General features: G+C 52.9%; 17 protein-coding genes, 6 tRNA genes and 1 rRNA gene. 5 read left to right on the top strand and 19 right to left on the bottom strand.

The features are described from left to right. Positions 1-177: 177 nt before the first annotated feature. Genes V3C63_RS10790 through V3C63_RS10805 form a run of 4 tightly spaced genes read left to right on the top strand, consistent with a single transcriptional unit; the run spans position 178 to position 3,111 of the window. Entirely contained in the window at positions 178-1,101 is a 924-nt protein-coding gene (locus V3C63_RS10790; protein WP_329887883.1) for a class II fructose-bisphosphate aldolase, read from the top strand. Continuing rightward, positions 1,098-2,042: an RluA family pseudouridine synthase gene (locus V3C63_RS10795; protein WP_329887884.1), complete on the top strand. Its 945-nt coding sequence runs from the start codon at positions 1,098-1,100 to the stop codon at positions 2,040-2,042. Before V3C63_RS10790 ends, V3C63_RS10795 begins: the two co-directional genes overlap by 4 nt. A gap of 20 nt (positions 2,043-2,062) precedes the next feature. Beyond that, positions 2,063-2,620 (top strand): Holliday junction resolvase RecU, encoded by a 558-nt coding sequence (locus V3C63_RS10800; protein WP_329887885.1) that lies wholly within the window; start codon positions 2,063-2,065, stop codon positions 2,618-2,620. Beyond that, positions 2,617-3,111, top strand: a complete 495-nt coding sequence (locus V3C63_RS10805) for an S-ribosylhomocysteine lyase (protein ID WP_329887886.1) — start codon at positions 2,617-2,619, stop codon at positions 3,109-3,111. The genes V3C63_RS10800 and V3C63_RS10805 overlap by 4 nt, the downstream gene beginning before the upstream one ends. Before the next feature lie 96 nt (positions 3,112-3,207). Here the strand turns inward: V3C63_RS10805 and V3C63_RS10810 are convergent, their stop codons facing one another. The 12 genes from V3C63_RS10810 to V3C63_RS10865 form a co-directional block, all read right to left on the bottom strand. Next, on the bottom strand, positions 3,208-3,576 hold the full coding sequence (locus V3C63_RS10810; protein WP_329887887.1) for a hotdog fold domain-containing protein: 369 nt from the start codon (positions 3,574-3,576) through the stop codon (positions 3,208-3,210). 17 nt (positions 3,577-3,593) lie between these two features. Continuing rightward, positions 3,594-4,070: a hotdog family protein gene (locus tag V3C63_RS10815; protein WP_329887888.1), complete on the bottom strand. Its 477-nt coding sequence runs from the start codon at positions 4,068-4,070 to the stop codon at positions 3,594-3,596. Positions 4,071-4,109: 39 nt separating this feature from the next. Next, complete coding sequence (locus V3C63_RS10820; RefSeq protein WP_329887890.1) at positions 4,110-5,294, bottom strand: CaiB/BaiF CoA transferase family protein; 1,185 nt, start codon at positions 5,292-5,294, stop codon at positions 4,110-4,112. A gap of 45 nt (positions 5,295-5,339) precedes the next feature. Continuing rightward, positions 5,340-6,599 (bottom strand): Zn-dependent hydrolase, encoded by a 1,260-nt coding sequence (locus V3C63_RS10825; protein ID WP_329887892.1) that lies wholly within the window; start codon positions 6,597-6,599, stop codon positions 5,340-5,342. 98 nt (positions 6,600-6,697) lie between these two features. Next, positions 6,698-7,156 carry a threonine/serine exporter family protein gene (locus V3C63_RS10830; RefSeq protein WP_329887894.1) on the bottom strand — a complete coding sequence of 153 codons (459 nt, stop codon included), beginning with the start codon at positions 7,154-7,156 and terminating at the stop codon, positions 6,698-6,700. Between the two features lie 12 nt (positions 7,157-7,168). After that, positions 7,169-7,951 (bottom strand): threonine/serine exporter family protein, encoded by a 783-nt coding sequence (locus tag V3C63_RS10835; protein ID WP_329887895.1) that lies wholly within the window; start codon positions 7,949-7,951, stop codon positions 7,169-7,171. Continuing rightward, complete coding sequence (hydA, locus tag V3C63_RS10840) at positions 7,920-9,302, bottom strand: dihydropyrimidinase (RefSeq protein ID WP_329887896.1); 1,383 nt, start codon at positions 9,300-9,302, stop codon at positions 7,920-7,922. The genes V3C63_RS10835 and hydA overlap by 32 nt, the downstream gene beginning before the upstream one ends. A gap of 35 nt (positions 9,303-9,337) precedes the next feature. Beyond that, entirely contained in the window at positions 9,338-10,594 is a 1,257-nt protein-coding gene (gene preA, locus V3C63_RS10845; RefSeq protein ID WP_329887898.1) for an NAD-dependent dihydropyrimidine dehydrogenase subunit PreA, read from the bottom strand. 15 nt (positions 10,595-10,609) lie between these two features. Then, a complete protein-coding gene (locus V3C63_RS10850; RefSeq protein WP_329887900.1) occupies positions 10,610-11,827 on the bottom strand; it encodes an FAD-dependent oxidoreductase in 1,218 nt (405 codons plus the stop codon). Positions 11,828-11,893: 66 nt separating this feature from the next. After that, positions 11,894-12,412 carry a DUF1097 domain-containing protein gene (locus tag V3C63_RS10855; protein ID WP_329887901.1) on the bottom strand — a complete coding sequence of 173 codons (519 nt, stop codon included), beginning with the start codon at positions 12,410-12,412 and terminating at the stop codon, positions 11,894-11,896. 424 nt (positions 12,413-12,836) lie between these two features. Then, a complete protein-coding gene (locus V3C63_RS10860; protein WP_329887903.1) occupies positions 12,837-13,712 on the bottom strand; it encodes a MerR family transcriptional regulator in 876 nt (291 codons plus the stop codon). Between the two features lie 204 nt (positions 13,713-13,916). After that, a complete protein-coding gene (locus V3C63_RS10865; protein WP_329887904.1) occupies positions 13,917-15,626 on the bottom strand; it encodes a Na/Pi cotransporter family protein in 1,710 nt (569 codons plus the stop codon). Positions 15,627-15,911: 285 nt separating this feature from the next. Between V3C63_RS10865 and V3C63_RS10870 the strand changes: the two genes are divergently transcribed. Further along, entirely contained in the window at positions 15,912-17,297 is a 1,386-nt protein-coding gene (locus V3C63_RS10870) for a glycine--tRNA ligase (RefSeq protein ID WP_329887905.1), read from the top strand. Between the two features lie 301 nt (positions 17,298-17,598). On the opposite strand, the gene V3C63_RS10875 is transcribed toward V3C63_RS10870, so the two are convergent. The 7 genes from V3C63_RS10875 to rrf form a co-directional block, all read right to left on the bottom strand. Continuing rightward, positions 17,599-17,674: transfer RNA gene (locus V3C63_RS10875), tRNA-Lys, on the bottom strand. A 3-nt stretch (positions 17,675-17,677) separates the two neighbouring features. Continuing rightward, positions 17,678-17,762: transfer RNA gene (locus V3C63_RS10880), tRNA-Tyr, on the bottom strand. Positions 17,763-17,773: 11 nt separating this feature from the next. Continuing rightward, positions 17,774-17,849: transfer RNA gene (locus V3C63_RS10885), tRNA-Thr, on the bottom strand. Between the two features lie 15 nt (positions 17,850-17,864). Further along, a tRNA-Asp gene (locus V3C63_RS10890) sits at positions 17,865-17,941 on the bottom strand. Between the two features lie 7 nt (positions 17,942-17,948). Beyond that, positions 17,949-18,023 (bottom strand) — tRNA-Glu (locus V3C63_RS10895). Positions 18,024-18,073: 50 nt separating this feature from the next. Further along, positions 18,074-18,148, bottom strand: a tRNA-Asn gene (locus V3C63_RS10900). A 7-nt stretch (positions 18,149-18,155) separates the two neighbouring features. Continuing rightward, positions 18,156-18,271 (bottom strand): 5S ribosomal RNA (gene rrf / locus V3C63_RS10905).

The raw sequence follows: 18,271 nt of genomic DNA on the forward strand, positions 1-18,271 counted from the left end.
ACGGCACTATTACTCTGCGGTTGGTACATCCTGCACCAACCGCATTTTTCATAAGCAGCAAATTTTGCTTTTTTCTTTGATTGTTTGCCGATCGTCCAGCAAAGCGGTATAATGATCTCGTTCATTTATACTTAATTTGTCAATGCCCCATTGCTAACTTGTGACAAAGGAGGAATTATGCCACTCGTCACATCCAAACGCATGTTCGAAGCCGCCCAGTCCGGACATTATGCCATCGGCGCCTTCAATGCCAATAATATGGAAATCATTCAGGGAATCATCTCCGCGGCCGAGCGGGAAAGCAGCCCGGTGATCCTTCAGGTTTCCGAGAAATCCCGGGAATATACCAACCCGGTCTATCTGATTAAGTTGGTAGAAGCCGCCGTGGCCACCAGCGACGTGCCCGTCTGTCTGCATCTGGACGACGGCCCGGATTACGAAACCTGTGTCGCCTGCATCGATTCGGGCTACACTTCCGTCATGATCGACGGCTCCCGACTCCCCTTTGAAGAAAACATCGCGCTGACCAAAAAAGTCGTCGACTACGCCCACGATCGCGGGGTCGTCGTCGAAGGCGGGCTCGGCGATCTGCACGGCGACGCCGAATCCGACGTGCCCCTGGCACTGACCGATCCGAACCACGCCGTCGATTTTGTCGCCGCCACCGGAGTGGACTCCCTTGCGGTGGCCATCGGTACCTGCTATGGCCCCTATAAATTTAAAAGCGAACCCACCCTGGCCTTTGAGCGCCTGCAAGATATGTCCAATCAGCTGCCGGGCTTTCCTTTGGTGCTTCACGGTGCGTCCTCGGTTCCGAAGGAATTTGTGGATCTGAACAACCAATACGGCGCTGACATCAACCGCGCCCAGGGCGTTCCGGAGGACATGCTGCGAGAGGCCGCCAGGCTTGGCATCGCCAAGATCAACATCGAGACCGATTTAAATCTGGTGATGACTGCCTGTATCCGCCAGTTCTTTATCGAGCATCCCGACGCTTTCGATCCGCAAAAATATCTGGGGCCGGGCCGCAGCGCCATTCGCTCAATGGTTATCCATAAAATGCGCCATGTTTTAGGCTGCAGTCACGGTGGACAGGGATGATCCAATTAACGATTTCCGACGATGCCGCGGAGCAGCGCATGGATCGCTTTCTCTCCAAGTGGCTGCCCCAGGCCAATAAAGGTTTTTTGATGAAGATGCTGCGCAAAAAACGCATCAAGCTCGACGGGCACCGCGCCAGCCCCAGGGACTATCTTCAAAAAGGACAGATCCTCACCTTCTATTTTTCCGAAGAAACCTACCGGCAATTTCGCGGACAGCCGGCGGCTCCCCGCGAGCCGGGCCTGCCTGATTCCCTGAAGGCTTTGATGCAGCCGCCCCTTTACGAGGATGACCGCCTGATCGCCGTGAACAAACCCGCCGGCTTGCTGACCCAGCCGGATCACACCGGCACGCCGTCTCTGGCCGATCTGGCAAAAACGCTACCCCACTCGGGCACCTTTCATCCGGCGCCGGCCAACCGACTCGACCGCAACACCAGCGGCGTCGTTCTGATTCCCAAGAACTACTCCACGCAAAAGCAAATCGTGGCGGCCATTGAGGCTCATCATGCCTGCAAATCTTATTGGGCCATTGTCGCCGGGAAAATCACCCGGGGTGCCAAGCTGCATTCAAGGCTCACCAAAGATGCCACGCACAATATCGTCCGGGAAGAAACCGATGGGCAGCGGGAAGCCCGGCTGCGCTATCAACCGCTTTGTTCCGGCGATGCGGCCAGTCTTATCGCCATCGAACTCGGCTCTGGCCGCAGCCACCAAATCCGCGTGCAGTTGGCCGGCATCGGGCACCCCATCGTCGGGGATCCCAAATATGGCAGCCGCAGCCACAACCGTGAATGGGCTGCCCTTTACGGTCTGCACCATCAGCTGCTTCACGCGCGTCGCTACACGATTTCCGAATTAAATATCGATGTGGTCGCACCGCCGCCGGAACGTTTTTGCGCTGTCGCAGAACATCTCGGGCTGGCGCTACCCCGCATCTAATCGCATCACAGGAGGTTTTCATGGGCTATTGGCATTCCCGCGGGCTCCGCGGCTCCTATCTCGAGTCCCTGATCAACACGACCAATCAATTTTATTTGGAGCATGAGCTGGCCGTCGTCCAGAAACTGCCGACTGCCATCACCCCGGTCGAACTCGACAAGCAAAAGGGCACCATCAAACTGGCCTATTTCGACGCCAAGAGCACCGTTGACTACATGGGCAACGTGCAGGGGATTCCCGTTTGCTTCGACGCCAAAGAAACCAACCTCAAGAATCTGCCGCTCTACAATATCCATGATCACCAGATCGCATTCATGGACGCTTTTCAAAAACAAGACGGCCTGGCTTTTCTCATCGTGTTCTTTAAGAAAATCGACCAATGCTTTCTTCTTCCTTTTGAAGTGCTCAAGCATTATTGGGACGGCGCCCAAAAAGACGGCCGCCACTCCATCCCGATCTCAGCCTTTGAAAACCGCTACCGCATTCGGGAGGCCGGCTCTATCCAACTGCACTATCTCGAGGCGTTAAATATCTATTTATCTGATTTAAAAAACCAAAAGGAGGCTCTTTTACGATGAAGATTCACGAACTCGAAAAAATTCCCAGCTTTACCGTCAACCATTTAAAACTCCTGCGAGGCATTTATGTATCCCGGAAGGATGCGGTCGGCGATCAAATCGTCACGACCTTTGATATCCGCATGAAGGAACCCAACCGCGAACCGGTGATGAACACCGCCGAATGCCACACCATCGAGCATCTTGGCGCGACATATTTGCGAAACGATCCAATCATCTCCGAACAGATTATCTATTTTGGGCCGATGGGCTGCCGCACCGGCTTCTACCTGGTGATGAAAGGCGACCTGACAAGCCGCGACATCGTGCCGCTCATCACGAATCTGTATCGCTTTATGGCGACCTTTGAAGGCGATATCCCCGGCGCCGCCGCCAAAGACTGCGGCAACTACCTCGACCAGAATCTCGCCATGGCCAAATACGAATCCCAAAAATTTCTCACTGAAGTGCTCGAAAACCTCAGCGATGCCAATCTGATTTATCCGGCATAAACGTCGCCGCCATCTCCCGTTTTCGCTTCAAAAAGCACAAAGCCCCGAAAGCCAACCGGCTCTCGGGGTTATTTTCATAAAGGGTATTTGACTTTTTTAAAGCGTTTCGTACACAAATCGGGCCACGGTGCACAGCGGCGGCTCTGGCAGCACGTCGATGGAGCTGGGATACGGCGGATCTTTAGGCACTTCGATAATTTTAAACGCCCGCACTTCAATCAGGCTCTTTTTGCCGGCCTGCTTTCTTAAGCCCGCCACCAATTCGATATAATCGCCGGCGAACATCGGCACGTAAAGGCGGATCTTTTTGACTGCCACACAATGGCCGGTATTGCCGAAGGCCTTGGCCATCAGACGATTTGCCGTGTCGCCCATCAGAGTGATGCAGCGTGCGCCGTTGACCACGCCGCCGCCATAAAACACATCGCGGTCGGACATACGATAACGCATTGTTACGGTTTCCATATCTGTTTCCTCCCCGCTTAAATTGTCAATTCCGATTCCGGAAAGTCGTCCAGTTCCCGCCAGGGATCTACAACGGTGCCGTCAGGCTGTTCGCCGCGCTGCAAATGCTTTTTGACCACCAGGCGCACATTGCCCTCGGTGCACAGCAGCGGCTCGTCAAACCAGACCATATCGCCGGGGCGCGCCCCTGCTTTTCCGGCGCGTTCCGCTGTTGTCGCAAGCTTGTACACTTCGATGCGGCAATCCCGGGAGGTATTGCCCACATGGATCATCGTCGCCTTGTATTCCATCATGTCCCCGACGTATACATCGTGGTGGATCGCCACGTCGTGGTAGCCCAGGCACAGGGATTCGTCCCCGTCGTTCAGGATCATCTGCTCGGTTTCGACGTCGCCGATGAAATCAAACTGTCTGCCGAAAGGCACCAAGCCGTCGGGACCCGCCGCGTCGGCTGTCGTCATATTATAGCTCAAATAGGATACTTTTCTGGCCATTTTTTCCTCGATACTTTCTCTTAATATATTTGCTACCGCTCAGATCACGCCTTCTTCGTGAAGCCTGGCCGCTTCCTCCTCCGACAGCCAAAACACTTCCTGATTGTGCTGGCCCAATGTCGGCGAAGGCGCCACGACCCGGCCGGGGGTTTCGGACAGCTTGGCCACAACCCCCTGAAAATACAGGTCTCCGGCCGTCGGATGGTTGGCGTGCACCATCATTTCCCGGGCCTTGGTGTGGGGATGCTCGATGGCCTCCTTCACGTCGAGCACCGGCCCGCAGGGAATATTGGCTTTGTCCATAATCGCCTCGATTTCCTGCTTGGTATACTGTGCCGTCCAATCGTTAATCAGTGCGTGCAGCTCCGGATGATAATTGGCCATCCGGTCGATGTTTGTCAGATAGCGCGGATCCTCGATGAGCGCTTCCCGGCCCAGCACCTTGCAGAGTCTGGCCCACATCGGGTCGTTGCCGACGCCGATGGTCACATAGCCATCCTTACAGGCAAAGACATCGAAGGGCGCAATGGAGGCATCCTCGTTGCCGTTGCGCGTCGGGATGACGCCGTCCATGGTATAGTTCGGAATGGCGTTTTCCAGCATGCTGAAGATCGTATCCATCATGGCCACGTCCACCAGCTGTCCTTCGCCGGTCCGTTCTCTGTGATGGAGCGCGATAAGTGCGCCCACCGCCTGATAAATGCCCGAAACGTGGTCGGCAATAGACGGGCCGGCTTTGACCGGCTCGCCGTCTTTAAAGCCCGTCAAGTTCAAAAGGCCCCCCATGGCCTGAGCCACGGTGTCATAACACGGGCGGTGCCCAATGGGGCTGGTCTGACCGAAGCCGGACCCCGAAACATAAATGATGCGCGGATTGATTTTGCGGATGGTTTCGTAATCGATCTGAAGCCGCTTGGTGACGCCGCCTTTAAAGTTTTCGCAGAAGAAGTCCGCATCCTTCACCAAATCATAGAGCATTTTGCGGCCCTTCTCCGATTTGAGATTGAGGGTGACCCCCTTCTTGTTCCGGTTAATGCTGCAAAAGAAGCCGCTTTCGCCGCTGGCCTCGTCGATGGGGCCCCAGGTGCGGCACTGATCGCCGTGAATCGGCTCCACCTTGATGACTTCCGCACCGTAATCCGCGAAGAACATGGTGCAAAACGGACCGCTTAACGCCGTTGTCAGGTCGATCACTTTCAGATCGGATAATGCTTTTTGAGACATCGCAGTCCCCCTTTCTGTACGTTCTTAAAATGTTCTTTCCCAGGCTTATTCTGCCGCGTCGCACTTGAGCACCGCGCCGAGCAGCACACTGGCGCCCTTGGTGCATTGTTCCACCGTGGTGAATTCTTCTTCGCAATGGGAATGCCCATCTTTAGACGGCACGAAAACCATTGTCGTCGGCATCATATAAGAGGCAAACTGCGCATCGTGACCGGCGCCGGAGTTGATGCGCTGGTTGGAATAGCCCAACGCATCCACAGCATCCTGCACATAGCCCACGAGTTCCTTATCGTAATAAACGGTGTCACGGGTCCAGGCAATTTCATAATCGGTTTTGCATTTTGCCAGCTCTTTGGGCATATTTTCAATGACTTTAACCACCTGTTCGATCACCTTGGGATCTTCGTGGCGGGCATCGAGCGAAAAATCGACATAATCCGGAATGACGGTGTGCACGTTGGGATGACAAACGATTTCGCCGGTGGTGTAAACCAGTTCCGGATCGAGCTTATCCAGCTCTTCGTGGAGATAATCCAGCGCTTTGGCCGCCGCATAAAGGGCATCCTTGCGGTATTTCATCGGGGTGGTGCCGGCATGATCGGACTGGCCGATGAGCTTGATGTGATAGTTCACCATCCCGAGCACGCAGGTGACGACGCCGATGTCGTTGCCGGCCGCTTCGAGAATCGGCCCCTGCTCAATGTGCAGCTCGAACATCGCTTTGTAATCCCTCGGGTTCAGCCGGTTGGCCGCATCGCCCTTGTAGCCGCTGGCTTCCAGCGCTTCTCCGAAGGTTTTGGTCGGATCGAGCACCGACCTTGACGCGAGCATGTCTTCGTGCTTGAAATTCACGCGGATATCCTCCGGCAGATAATCGTAACAAACGACCCCGGAAGACATCATGGCCGGCGGATAGAGCGATCCTTCCTCATTAGTCCAGATCATCGCGGTGAGATTGCGCTTGTGAGGAATCTTTTCTGCCGCGACGGTTTCGAGCACCTCCATCGCACCCATGACCCCGAGAATGCCGTCGTAGTTACCGCCGTTCTTAACAGAATCGCAATGAGATGCCATCACGATGCCCGGCAGACTCGGATCGCTTCCCGGCAGCGTGGCATACAGGTTGGCCATATCGTCCGTTTTGATCCTGGCTCCGATGGCCTCCATCCGACGAACAAATTCCCCCCGCGCCTGAAGCGCTTCTGGCGAAAGGGAATAACGGGTGATCCCGCCGTGACCGGCATCGCCAAACCGGCTCATGGTTTTAATTTTATCGCCCATTCTTTCTTCACTGCATTGATACATGATTGATCCTCCTCCAAATTTACTTTAATTTTAAATCTGTTTTTCAGTTAATTGAATTGTGGAAACTCACAAATCTTTTTCGAACCTTAAAATCTTTCTCACTTGTCTTTGGCGCGTTTCCCGATCAGGCGGGCACTTTGCAGAATCATTTGGCACAAAATCATCGAAACCACAATGCCCGCGGCCAATGCCCCGGCGATGGTGATGGTCTCAACGCCAAAGCGTCCAGCCCGGGAAAAATGCCCCGCCACCAGGCTGACGGTGGTGTGATAAAGCGAAAATCCGGGGATAAGCGGGATGAAGCCCACCACGAGAAAAGTCGTCGCCGGGGCTGCCGCCATCCGCGCCAAAATTTCCGAATAAAGCCCCAAAAACAAGGCCGCCCCGAAGGACTGGATCCCAATTCGCGGCACCGCATACCCGATCTGCAGATAAACCGCCCAAGCGGCCGCTCCTCCAAGGGCCGCCAAAAATAAATGACGTCGCTCGAGATTAAAGAGCAGGGCAAATCCCAGTGATCCGAAAAATGCGGCGCCGATTCGGATGCCTGCCGCCATCTTCGCCTCCTGTTAAAATACCAATGCCAAAGCCAGAGCCATCCCCACGGCAATGGCCAGAGCGATGAGCACCGATTCCAAAAACCGTATGGATCCCGAAAGCAAATTGTTGGAAAACATCTCCCGAAAGGAATTCGTAATCATCAGTCCGGGAATAAGCACCATGATATTGCCAATGCTGATTTTATCCATCTGACACACGGGCATCTCCTTCGCAGCAAGCCCCGCAAGCACGCCGGCACAAAAGGCCCCGACACACGGTCTGAAAAACGGACTGATGGCGATGCCGGCAAAAGGTTTTTCGATGCCGAACAGCGCCAGGCCGATAAGCCCGGCCGTCACTGCGTCCAAGGGGCTGCCGCCGAAGAAAATGGCAAAGGCCGCCGAGATCATCGCGTAGGCTGCCAAAATGCGCATCGGCCCCGGGCCCCTGGATGCCCGAATCGTCTCCAACGCATCCCGGGCCGCTTCCAATGGGGGCGTCTCTTCGCAAAGGCTTCGCGACAAAGCATTGAGCTGATTGAGCCGGTGAAGATCATAAGCAAAGCGATCGACGCGGCGGCTCTGGGTGGACATGGGCTCTCCGGGAAGCTGCAGCGTCACGAGGATGCTGTAGGTAATCGAGAATACGTGGACATCTGCCGCGCCGTAGGCCATGCAGATGCGCGCTACCGCATCCTCTACCCGGCCGATCTCCGCGCCGCAGATCATCATCTCCATGCCGATGTCACAGGCGATGCCCAACAGCGTTTCGCCAAAGCCTTCAGGCTTTGGTTCTCGGCACGCGTTTAACAAAATGTCCCATGCCCGGTTTGCCGACAAATTCGCCATGGTCATAAATCAGCTGGCCCCGCAGATAAGTCTGCACCGGATAGCCGTGGAAGGATTTGCCTTCCCAGATCGTGTGATCGCACAGAGTATGCATTTTGTCGATCGTGACGGTAAAATCTTTTTCTGGATCGTAGATCACCACATCAGCGTCCTTGCCGACGGCAAGGGAGCCCTTGTCGGCGCAGCCGAAAATCTTCGCCGGATTGGTCGCACAAAGCGCCACGGCCTGGGGGAAGGTAATCTTGCCGGTGTTGGCCGCGTCAAGCATATAGGGATAAAGATTTTCCACTCCGGCACAGCCGTTGGGGATTTTGGTAAAATCGTCCTTGCCCCAGTCTTTTTCCGTGCTCTGGAAAGGACAGTGATCGGTGGCCACCGTATCGATCAGATTGGTTTTGATCGCCTGCCATAGAGCATCCTGACTTTCCTGGCCTTTCATCGGCGGCGAACATACGAAGTTGCGGCCGTCTTCACGTTTATAAACATCGCAGGTAAATTCGAGATATTGGGGACAGGTTTCCACAAAAACGTCGGCCCCCTCCCGTTTGGCGTCAATGCAGGCCTCAAGCCCTTCCTTATCCGCCATATGCACCACGTAAAGCGGCGCTTCAAGATGGCGGGCCCAGTGCACCGCGCGCTTGTCGGCTTCCGCCTCGACAAATTCCGGCCGGCTCATGTAGTGATACCAGGCCGAGGTCTTGCCTTCGCGCAAAAACTGTTCGGTGTAAAGATCGATGAGGTCAGGATTTTCGGCGTGCACGTTGATCATGGCACCGAGTTCCTTGGCGCGTAGCATCAGCGTAGCCAGCATCCCGTCATCCACCATCATGCCCTCTTTTTTATAAACAAGAAAGCACTTGAAGCTGGTGATACCCTCTTCCACGGCGGTGGCCATTTCATCGAGAATCGCACCGTCGTTAAGGTTGGTGATGCAGCAATGGGAGGCATAATCCACGCAAGCTTCCTTTTCGAGCACGGCCTTCTTTTCGTTGATCAGATCCATGATGGAACCGCCGGCGCGCTGCACCGGATAATCAAAGACGGTGGTCACGCCGCCGCAGGCCGCGCCCCGGGTCCCGGATTCATAGGAATCCGACGACACCGTCCCCCCGAAGGGCATCGCCAAATGGGTATGCACATCAATGGCCCCGGGCAGCACCAATCTGCCCTTCGCATCCACCACGCGCGCCGCTTCTGCGGCAAGGGTTTGGCCGATGGCTGCAATTTTGCCGTCCTTCACGGCAAGATCGCCGTGAAACATCTCCGTCGCTGTGACGAGCGTCCCGTTTTGAATGATCAAATCATATTTTTCCATTCTGTCCCTCCTGTTTTTTTATTGAAACCCAATGCTTATAAGTATCGGGTTTTAAGCGATAAATCGTGAGGCGCCTCCCCGTCTTTGAACACAATCTTCCCGGGTGTGATGCAATCCATCACCGGGCAGACGTTCAGGCAAAGGTGGCAGCCCACACATTTGTCTTCATCGATGGTGGCACGGCGCACCTGTGAATCGAACTGAATGGCCTGATGCCCGCCGTCGTAGCAGGAAACATAGCACCGGCCGCAGCCCACGCATTTGTCTTCATTGATCTGCACCAGCACCTTATAGGAGCGATCCAGCTCTTCTGCGCTGATGATGTTTTTGAGCGCCACACCGACAAGATCCCGCAACCGATCGATGCCGTGGTCTTCCATAAAGTGGGAAAGCCCGCTGATCATATCCTCGACGATGCGATAACCGTACTGCATGACGGCGGTGGTCACTTGGAGATTCTCCGCGCCGAGCATCAGGAACTCAAGACAGTCGCGCCAGGTTTCAATCCCGCCGACACCGGTCAGCGGCACGTCCTTGAGCACCGGATCGTGTTTCAGGTCGCTGATAAAACGCAGGGCGATGGGTTTCACCGCGGCACCGGAATAACCGGAGACCGCCGACTTCCCGTTAACAATAGGCATCCCTACCATTTTATCAATATCGAGATTGGTGATAGCCTTCACCGTGTTGATGGCCGCGATTCCTTGGGCGCCGCCTTCGATGGCCGCCCGGGCCGGGATCTCCATATTGCCGATGTTCGGCGTCATCTTCGCGATCACCGGCAGGTGCGTCGCCGCCGACACCACCTCGCAATAATGTTTGACCAAGTCCGGGTTCTGCCCAACGTCGGAGCCCATGGTGGAAGAAGTCATCTGCGGGCAGGAAAAGTTGCATTCGATGAGGTCCGCACCGGCTTTTTCGGATTCTCTGGCCAAGAATGCCCATTCTTCATCGGTGCTGCCCATAATGCTGGAGACGATCACCTTGCTCGGGAAGTCTTCCTTCAGCTTTTTAATATAGCCGAAGTTGACTTCGTTGGGCTTGTCCGAGGTCTGTTCCATGTTTTTAAAACCGGTCCACGGGGTGCCTTCCTTGCTGGCGATATCGAATCGCGGCGAGCACTCGTTGGGAATATAAACGGAAATGGTTTTATAATAGATGCCGCCCCAGCCGGCTTCCAAAGCCTTGCGGCACATGTCGTAGTTGGAGCCGACGGGTGAAGAGGAAAGAAAGAAGGGATTTTCACACTTCACGCCGAGGAAATCAATGGATAAATCTTTTTTTAGAGTCATGAGAATCGTCCTTTCTTACACCAAGCCCATCCGGCTGAGCATCGCTTCTGCGGCCGCTTTGCCTTCGGCAACGGCTTCAACCACCGTCGCCCCCTGATCGTGAGCATCGTCGCCTCCGATGTAAAGGTTGCCGGCGGCTGTGAGATGCGCATAATCATCGGTCTGTTTCTGACCGATGGCAAAAACAATGCGATCCGCCTTGATCTTCATTTCGGAATAACCGTCGCGGCTTTTGCAGGCCAGGCCGGCCACTTTGCCGTCCTCGCCCAGAATGGACTCCGGCGCGAACTCGGTGTGAATCGGCACGCCCATGTTCTGCACGAAGCGAATTTCATCCATATCGGCCGGCGCTTCGGCAACACTGCGCCGATAGACGATGGCCGTCTTTTCCGCGCCCAGCTGCTTGGCAGTGGCGGCGCAGTCCATGGCGACGTTTCCCCCGCCGATAACCACCACGTGATCCGGCAGATCCATGGCATCCGGACACGTGCGCGCCTTAGCCAGGAAATCGAGAGCGGTTTCCACGCCTTCAAGATCGTCACCCGGCAAGCTCGGCTTTTTCGCGTCCCAAAGACCGACCCCGACAAAAACCGTGTCATACGTCTGGCGAAGCTCGTCCAATTTGGCAAAATCCACCGGCGTGTTAAATTCAAAGATCACGCCCAGATTTTTAATCAACTGAATATCGTGATCGATCATTTCCTGGGGCAGGCGCGTCGGCGTGATGCCGTAGCTCAATACGCCGCCGGCCTTTTCCTTGGCTTCGAAAATCGTAACGGCCACACCGCGGCGCGCGAGCTCTCTGGCGCAGGCCAGCGACGCCGGCCCGGCCCCGACGCAGGCCACGCGTTTGCCCGTCGGTTTGCCCGCTTTCACAAAACGCATGTCTTCTCTGGCTTCCGTCTCCACCAGATAACGTTGAATGGCGCCGATTTGAATCGGCTTGTCAATACCACAGCGGCTGCACGCTTCTTCACACATCCGGTCGTAAGGACAGACCATCGCGCAGGAGCCGCCCAGCGGATTGTTTTCGCGAATCGTTTCCGCCGCACCCTTCACGTTTTTAAATCGCAGCGAACGAATAAATTTCCCCGGATCCGTGCCGGCCGGGCAGCCCTTACTGCAGGGAGCATCCTCACACAAAAGGCAGCGAGCTGCTTCTTCCATCGCGCGGCGATAATCAAAAGCTTTTTCCTTTTCCGCGGCATACGCTCTCTCAATTACTTTACTCATCTCTCTCTCCTTCTTTTTCTTTTGCAGCCAAGCAGTGCCCTTGTCGGCTGCCGTTAAGCTATTTTGTCAATTTTCTTCCGGCAATTTGAAAATCACCCAATCTTCCTTGTCGGTCTTGCCGCGATAAACCTTGCTGTAAAAAAGACGTCCCAGGTAATCGCTGCCAAGCCCCACAAAATTGCCGAGCAGCAAACAAAGCATCAGCATCTGCCAATTGCCGCCGGTGGCAAAGGCCGAAAACCCGCCCATAAAGGTGCAGGCCGCCACCTTGGTCAAATCGCAGTGAGACAAATAACAAATCACGCCGGAGAAAAATCCGGTGCACAGTGCGCTAAAGAGCACGCCGCTCGAAACGATATTGCCTAAAGCGATGATTGTACACCCGATGAGTATCCCCATATAATTGCTGCACAGCGACCGAATAAAACCGTTGCGTCCGCATCCGGCGGTAAAGTAGGACGTGCAGCCCACAAATCCGACCCAGGTGACTAACATCGGGGACGCTGCGCCGGCGCAGACCCCTGTCCATAATCCACACACCACAGCCGTACCAAAAGCCGTCGAAAATATAAATCCTGCTCCCATACCATCCTCTCCTTTCAACTCAATTTAACCATTCACTGTTTTTGGCGCCACCATCGCAATCGTGTTTTTTATCAAATTGTCGGTTTTTTGCTTGTCTCTGATTTTGATGATGTTTTGATTTTAAACCTTCCTGAAAGTGGCAAGTCAAGATCCTATGATGTTTTCTTATCAAAAGAGTTCTTCCAATCTCTCGGATACTCTCCGGATTTTTAATGAAATTTTCCTGCCCAATTTTCAAACATTGATGTATGCTAATATATTTTTCAAATGCAGTCTATAAAATTTCATCCTTTTTTAACTGAATTCTTTATTGGTTCCTCAAAAAGAATTGTATTTTCCCGTTTTTCCGCATGAATGCCGAATTTTACTGAAATCTTTTGCAACTAAAAAAGTCTCCCCTGGCGAGAGACTTTAATCCTGTTGATTACCGGCTGACCGGAATCATGATTCGCGTCACATGGTCTTCGCTGCGCCCTACATCGATGGGAGAAACGATAAATTCTTCCGTCGCATAACCGCTCACGTGATACCCCTGCGCTTCAATCCAGCGCTTTAAACCGATATAGGTGTGGATAATATCGTGGTAATCCCCGAAATGCAAGGTGGTTGCCGCCTCGATGCCGCCAAAGACGCGCACGCCCGGCGCATCACGATCCTCCGGTGATACGCGAATGCTATATTCCACATCGCAATCATTTTGAAGAAACTGCCCGAAGATTTCCGAATGAAAGGTGACAAAAACCGAACCGACCGGTGAAACGGCCGCTCTTTTGGCATCTTCGACAATTTGAATCCAATTTTCAAGATTAACCTCTTCGTTGCGATAGGAGGCGATCATCTTTTGCTTGCTGAACAAATAAATTTCCGGCAGCATCATCAGCTGGAACGACGGCTGCGCATCCTGATGTTTGCGATGCTCTCGCAGATAATCACATCCCATTTGAATCCGCTGCTCAAACAGGGCAATTTCCCGATGACGCATCTGCAGATCGGCAATCTCCGCCTCGATCGCCTTTAACTGGCTGCCGACACGTTCCGACATGCCGTCCAAGGTGTGCGCGTTTAAAATAGCCTGAATATCTTTTAGCGGAAATCCCAATGAGCGCAAACGTCTGATCATGTAAACCGTCGTCAATTGCTCTTTGCTATAATAGCGGTAATTGCTGGTTTCCTTACGATACTGAGGCTTTAGCAAATCAATTTTATCGTAATATCGCAGCGTCTTTACCGAAATATGGCATAACGACGCCACTGTTCCAATTGAGAATTTTTCTGCCTTGTCTTTGCAGCCTTCCGCCATTGCAGCCTCCTTTGATCTTTTCTCCAACATCGATTGTATTTTTGTTATTTTATCATAAAATATGACCGATCCCCTTAATTCATTCGCAGAGGATATGCCTTGATTGCCGGCCGATATGTATTCACCCGGCATATAATGCATGACTTTTTTCATAAACCAAAAGCCCGACCCCCAATTGGGGTCGGGCTTTTAAGGATGTTCTTCTTAATAAATAACACCTTCGATTTCGTTAATTTGATTGGCCGCATGCAGGCTCTGAATATGCTCTGCGATATTGGCCGAGTGGTCCCCCACTCTTTCGAGATCAACCAATAAATCAAAATAAATCGCCGAGCTGTCCGCATTGCACTGGCCGTCTGCCAGACGCTTGATGTGCGCGTTTTTATAGGCTTCTGTCATATCGTCAGAAATTTCTTCGTCACGATAAATCTGTTCGCAAAGTTTATTGTCCTCTGATCGAATCACTTCCTGCACGTTGGCCACGATGCCGAGAATCAAATCGCTCAGCTTTTTAAGCTCGTCGATGGCGCCAGCTGTCATATCGATGTCTTCGTCAATTTGAGTCTGAGCCATTTCGACGATATTTTCCGCATGGTCGCCAATACGCTCAAGATCGTGGGCACACTGTAAATACACCGCCAGCTTGTCGTTTTCTTCCTGGGAGACATTCAAATTGGTCAGGCGGACGATAAAATCGATGATCCCGTGTTCGTGCTCATCAATGCGTTCTTCCCGCTCATAGACCTTCTCGATCGCCTTTTCGTCATTATTGCTCAGGGCGTCAAAGGAGAGTTTGAGGTTTTTGCCGGCCATTTCTGCCAGGTGAACAAGTTCATTGGTCAGTTGGCCGATGGCTACCGCCGGGTTGTTGAGCAGCCGATCATCGAGCTGCAGACCGCGATCGCCTTCTTCTTGGGGCGAACGTTTTTCCAGAAGCGCAACGAATTTGTCGATCACCGGCAGCATCACAATCATGTTGAACACATTGAAGAAAGTGTGGGACATGGCGATCTGTCTGGCCACGTTGGGAATCACCTGACCGCTGCTGGTTTTCATCGTACCGGAAATATTCACCAAGGCCTGATAGACCGGATTGATATTAAAAGCGTCCAAAACGCCAAAGAGGCAAAGCACCCAAATCGACCCGAAAATATTCACAAACAAATGGATCAGCGCTGCATTACGCGCAGCCCGGGAAGTTCCGACGGACGACAGCATCGCCGTAACACAGGTCCCGATATTGGTGCCGAGCATCATCGGAATACAAATTTGAATGGCGGCCGTGCCGGAGACGTCGGCAAAAATCCCTGAGATCGCGAGCGCCTGAAGCATCCCCAATGTCGCTCCGGAGCTTTGCATCACACCGGTGATTACGGTTCCGATCAAAAGACCGAAGATTGGATTTTTGCCATAGGTCACCAGCCAATTTTTGAAAACTACATTGTCTTTGAGCGGCGCCATCACCTCGCTCATCGTGGAAATGCCGAAAAAGATAATCCCAATGCCCAGGAGAATGGTCCCGATATCCCGGGTGTGCTTGCGTTTGCCGATCAGCGAAGTGATGACACCGATGCCGATGAGCACCGGCCCGATGAAATCCATATTAAAGGCAATGAGCTGCGCCATGAGGGTCGTCCCGATATTGGCTCCTAAAATGATACCCGCTGCCTGCGTGAGGCTCATCAGCGCCGCATTTACAAAGCCAACCACCATAACCGTGGTCGTGCTGGAGCTTTGCACCATGATCGTCACAACAATCCCGCAGAGAATAGCCTTGAAGCGATTCCCTGTCAGAATTTCCAAGAGGCGCTTCATTTTGCTCCCGGCGACCACTTTCAGACTATTGCTCATAATCTGCATCCCGTAAATAAACAGGCCCAGGCCGCCGATCAGCCCCACAATGATTTCAAACATTTAAAACTCCTTCACTGCATTTTCTTTTGCTTGTACCGAATCGTACCGAATGAATTTTCCAATTTGCATAGATCAAAGATCAAGGTTTATTTTATCACGGATCGCCCTTAAAGTTAATCACAAGAAAAATTATTTTCAAATTGACGTCGATTAAAAGTTTTCGGCTGAGCCGATTTCGAAGGCCAAACGGCAATTCGTTCGAACCCGTGTAATTTGATTGTGCAGAAGGGGCGCATCTATGTTAGAATGGGAGCACATCATAATTTTTAGGAGGACTCTTATTTCATGTCGAGTTTCACAATGAACGAAATCGTCAGCCTTGCCAAAATGCGCGGCATCGTCTTTCCGGGATCGGAAATTTACGACGGGCTTGCCAACAGCTGGGATTACGGCCCGATCGGGGTCGAAATAAAAAATAACGTTAAACGCGCCTGGTGGAAAAAGTTTGTCCAGGAATCACCCTATAACGTCGGTCTCGACGCGGCCATTCTAATGAACCCACAGACCTGGGTGGCTTCGGGCCATGTCGGCGGCTTCAACGATCCGCTGATGGACTGCAAACACTGCAAATCCCGTTTCCGCGCCGACAAACTCATCGAGGATTATTTCCACGATAAAGACGAAGAAGTGGTGGTTGACGGTTGGTCCAACGAAAAGATGGAAGCCTTCATCCAGGATCATCACATTGCCTGCCCGGACTGCGGCGCATCCGACTTCACCGAAATTCGCCAGTTCAACCTGATGTTCAAGACCTTTCAGGGCGTCACCGAGGATTCCACTTCCCAGCTGTATCTGCGGCCTGAAACCGCCCAAGGGATCTTCGTCAACTTTAAAAACGCTCAGCGCACCACCCGCAAGCGCGTACCCTTCGGCATCGGGCAGATCGGAAAATCCTTCCGCAACGAAATCACTCCCGGCAACTTCATTTTCCGCACCCGCGAATTTGAACAGATGGAACTCGAATTTTTCTGCAAGCCCGGCACCGACCTCGAATGGTTCACCTACTGGAAGGATTACTGCCGTAGCTGGCTGTTCTCCCTGGGCATGAAGGAAGAAAATCTGCGCTTCCGCGATCATTCGCCGGAAGAGCTCTCCCATTATTCGAACGCCACCACCGACGTGGAATACCAATTTCCCTTCGGATGGGGCGAACTCTGGGGCATCGCCGACCGCACCGACTTCGATCTGACCCAGCATGAAAATGTCTCCGGCAAAGACCTGCGCTATCAGGATCCGACAACCAACGAAAAATACATTCCCTACGTCATCGAGCCGTCTCTTGGCGCCGACCGCATGTTCCTCGCTTTCCTGTGCGACGCCCTTGAATACGAAGAACTCGATGGCGGCGACACCCGCGGCGTCATGAAGATTCACCCTTTCCTTTCGGCCTATAAAGCCGCCGTGCTGCCCCTATCGAAGAAGCTTTCCGATAAGGCCCGCGAGGTTTATGCCGAGTTGGCCAAATATTTCAACGTGGATTACGACGAAACCGGCAGTATTGGTAAGCGCTACCGCCGTGAAGACGAAATCGGCACGCCGCTGTGCGTCACCATCGATTTTGACACCCTCGAAGACAACGCCGTCACCATCCGCGACCGCGACACGATGAAACAGATCCGTTTGCCCATCGACCAGGTCAAGACTTATATCGAAGAAAAAATCGCTTTCTAAAGCCATTAAGCATTAAACGCCGCACAAAAGCGGCGTTTTTCTTTTGCTCGTCTCTAGACTCCCTTCGTGATGCCTTAAACTTTTATTATATATCATCATTATGATTGTCACTCCGACGTCAATTCCACCATAATCGGCTCCCTGCTGCCCCTGACCGGATAGATCCATTCAGATCATTTGCAGCAATCCATTCAGTTATAAAAAAGAGTGAGGAGATATGGTTGCGTCTCCTCACTCTTTATAAATTATAATATAAAAAGCGCAAACCCTTTAAAACTAAGGCTTTACGCTACTTTTCGAATGGTGATCCATCGGGGATTTGAACCCCGGACACCCTGATTAAAAGTCAGGTGCTCTGCCAACTGAGCTAATGGATCAAATGGTGGGGAAAGATGGATTCGAACCATCGTAGACTTAGTCAACGGATTTACAGTCCGCCCCCTTTAGCCACTCGGGCATTTCCCCAAACAAAAGAATGGAGCTGACGGGCGGACTTGAACCGCCAACCTGCTGATTACAAATCAGCTGCTCTGCCAATTGAGCCACGTCAGCAAAAAAACATAAAAATGGCGACCAGGAAGAGATTCGAACTCTCGACCTCCAGCGTGACAGGCTGGCATTCTAACCAACTGAACTACCTGGCCGCAATAATGGTGACCCGTGGGAGAATCGAACTCCCGTTATCGCCGTGAAAGGGCGATGTCTTAACCGCTTGACCAACGGGCCTTTTCAAAAATGCGGGTATGACTGTATGGGTCATACCCGCTTTCATACAATGGCTCCCCAGGTAGGATTCGAACCTACAACCTATCGGTTAACAGCCGAGTGCTCCACCATTGAGCTACTGAGGAATATAAGGTTTCGCGACGATCTATCCTCCCAGGCAGCTGCCCGCCAAGTACTTTCGACGCGAGAGAGCTTAACTGCTGTGTTCGGGATGGGAACAGGTGTGGCCTCTCTGCCATTATCACGAA

Source organism: Pseudoramibacter faecis (genome assembly GCF_036289405.1).
GTDB lineage: Bacteria > Bacillota > Clostridia > Eubacteriales > Eubacteriaceae > Pseudoramibacter > Pseudoramibacter faecis.

Bases quoted from the DNA above. Each gene is read 5' to 3' on its own strand.
- V3C63_RS10855 (WP_329887901.1), bottom strand. From the start codon at position 12,412: ATGGGAGCAGGATTTATATTTTCGACGGCTTTTGGTACGGCTGTGGTG.
- V3C63_RS10805 (WP_329887886.1), top strand. From the start codon at position 2,617: ATGAAGATTCACGAACTCGAAAAAATTCCCAGCTTTACCGTCAACCAT.
- V3C63_RS10825 (WP_329887892.1), bottom strand. From the start codon at position 6,599: ATGTATCAATGCAGTGAAGAAAGAATGGGCGATAAAATTAAAACCATG.
- V3C63_RS10865 (WP_329887904.1), bottom strand. From the start codon at position 15,626: ATGTTTGAAATCATTGTGGGGCTGATCGGCGGCCTGGGCCTGTTTATT.
- V3C63_RS10860 (WP_329887903.1), bottom strand. From the start codon at position 13,712: ATGGCGGAAGGCTGCAAAGACAAGGCAGAAAAATTCTCAATTGGAACA.
- V3C63_RS10790 (WP_329887883.1), top strand. From the start codon at position 178: ATGCCACTCGTCACATCCAAACGCATGTTCGAAGCCGCCCAGTCCGGA.
- V3C63_RS10815 (WP_329887888.1), bottom strand. From the start codon at position 4,070: ATGGCCAGAAAAGTATCCTATTTGAGCTATAATATGACGACAGCCGAC.
- V3C63_RS10800 (WP_329887885.1), top strand. From the start codon at position 2,063: ATGGGCTATTGGCATTCCCGCGGGCTCCGCGGCTCCTATCTCGAGTCC.
- V3C63_RS10870 (WP_329887905.1), top strand. From the start codon at position 15,912: ATGTCGAGTTTCACAATGAACGAAATCGTCAGCCTTGCCAAAATGCGC.
- V3C63_RS10810 (WP_329887887.1), bottom strand. From the start codon at position 3,576: ATGGAAACCGTAACAATGCGTTATCGTATGTCCGACCGCGATGTGTTT.
- preA (WP_329887898.1), bottom strand. From the start codon at position 10,594: ATGACTCTAAAAAAAGATTTATCCATTGATTTCCTCGGCGTGAAGTGT.
- V3C63_RS10820 (WP_329887890.1), bottom strand. From the start codon at position 5,294: ATGTCTCAAAAAGCATTATCCGATCTGAAAGTGATCGACCTGACAACG.
- V3C63_RS10795 (WP_329887884.1), top strand. From the start codon at position 1,098: ATGATCCAATTAACGATTTCCGACGATGCCGCGGAGCAGCGCATGGAT.
- hydA (WP_329887896.1), bottom strand. From the start codon at position 9,302: ATGGAAAAATATGATTTGATCATTCAAAACGGGACGCTCGTCACAGCG.
- V3C63_RS10830 (WP_329887894.1), bottom strand. From the start codon at position 7,156: ATGGCGGCAGGCATCCGAATCGGCGCCGCATTTTTCGGATCACTGGGA.
- V3C63_RS10850 (WP_329887900.1), bottom strand. From the start codon at position 11,827: ATGAGTAAAGTAATTGAGAGAGCGTATGCCGCGGAAAAGGAAAAAGCT.